This is a genomic window from Methylobacterium sp. GC_Met_2 (assembly GCF_026540795.1).
Classification (GTDB): domain Bacteria; phylum Pseudomonadota; class Alphaproteobacteria; order Rhizobiales; family Beijerinckiaceae; genus Methylobacterium.
Genome location: NZ_JALNUM010000252.1, coordinates 1 through 1327, shown reverse-complemented (window position 1 = coordinate 1327; position 1327 = coordinate 1). Strand labels below are relative to the sequence as shown.

At 62.4% G+C, this 1327-nt stretch carries 1 pseudogene; it reads left to right on the top strand.

Annotated features, from left to right (window positions below):
- Positions 1 to 41: 41 nt before the first annotated feature.
- Positions 42 to 1264: pseudogene (locus OXS49_RS33290) on the top strand (IS66 family transposase).
- The last annotated feature ends 63 nt before the right edge of the window (positions 1265 to 1327 follow it).

Below are 1327 nucleotides of genomic sequence, written 5' to 3'. Positions count from 1 at the left end.
ATGTCTTTAATAAGTGTGGATTTGGCTGATTTTTTCGTGAGATGGCCCGAAGCGAACTGGAACGGCTGACTCACGAGCAACTGATACTGCGGCTGCAGCGACTGGCGTAAGTTTCGCGCACGTCCTCCAAGCCGCCGGGGACGGATCGCAAGGAACAGCGGGAGCACTTCAAGCCTGGCGGCGCTGAGCTGAGTCATGAGGGCCACAGCCGGGTGCTGAGCGACGATCCTGATACGATTGTCGAGCATCGTCCGGAGGCTTGCCCGTGCTGCGGCGGCAGCTTGCACGTCGCTTTTCCAGCGCAGGTCGGCCACGGCTGCGAACGGATCGAGTTGCCCGCCGTGGAACCGATCGTGACCCAGCCCCGGCGGGTCGCAGTGCGTCGCCCAAGCTGTGGGACTCGGGGCGTCGCTCCGGTACCGGGGGGGCGGTACGCTGTTCGGCCCCCGGCTGCACGCGGTCGCGACGTTTCTCAAAATTTTCCAGGCGCTCTCCTACGAACGACTGCAGGCGGCGCTCTCCGACCTGTTTGGATTGATGCTTAGCCACGGCAGTCTGATGAGCCTGCTCCGCCGTGCGCTAGGCTTCATCCGTTCTGGTCGCGACGTGGCCATCTCGGCCCTGCGCGAAGCCGCGGTCGTCGCCTGCGATGAGACCAGGGTGCGAATCGAGGGCTCAAACGCCTACCATTGGCTTTTCCACTCAGCGAAAGCGGCGGTGCATACTGCTTCGCCAATATGCGGTGCCATCGTGGTGCCGGAAAACGATGGAGGGCCACCGGCCGACTGTTTGGATCTCGGATCGCCACGCCGCTCAATGGGGCTACGCCGCCAAGCACCAAACCTGCGTGGCGCATCGGGCGCGTGACGTCGCCTATGCCGTCGAAGTCAGCGACGATCCCGTACTCCGGCGCCTGCAACTCTGGCTGCAAACAGTGTTCGCCTAGGCAAAGCGTGTCACCGACTTCACTGCTTCGACGCTGTCGGCAAGCGCTGGAGCCTGGACCGGCAACTCGGCGCCGCTTTGGCCACACTCCCGTTGCTGAGATTTGATCCGCGATCTCCAGACTAAAATCGCCCGCGCGCGCAAGAAATCCCTGATCTTCCTCGCCTATCCCGGCCGGGTCGAATCAACAAACAACAGCCCTGACCGGCTGTTGCGTCCGGCTGTCGTCTAGCAGAAGGTGACCAACAATTATCGCGCCATGTGGTCCGCCAAGGGTGATGCTACGATCCGCACCGTCGTCGGCACTGCGCGCCCATAACGCAGCAGCCCCTTCGACACCATTCTCAAAGCCATACAGACCGGGATAATAATCTGGACGTTG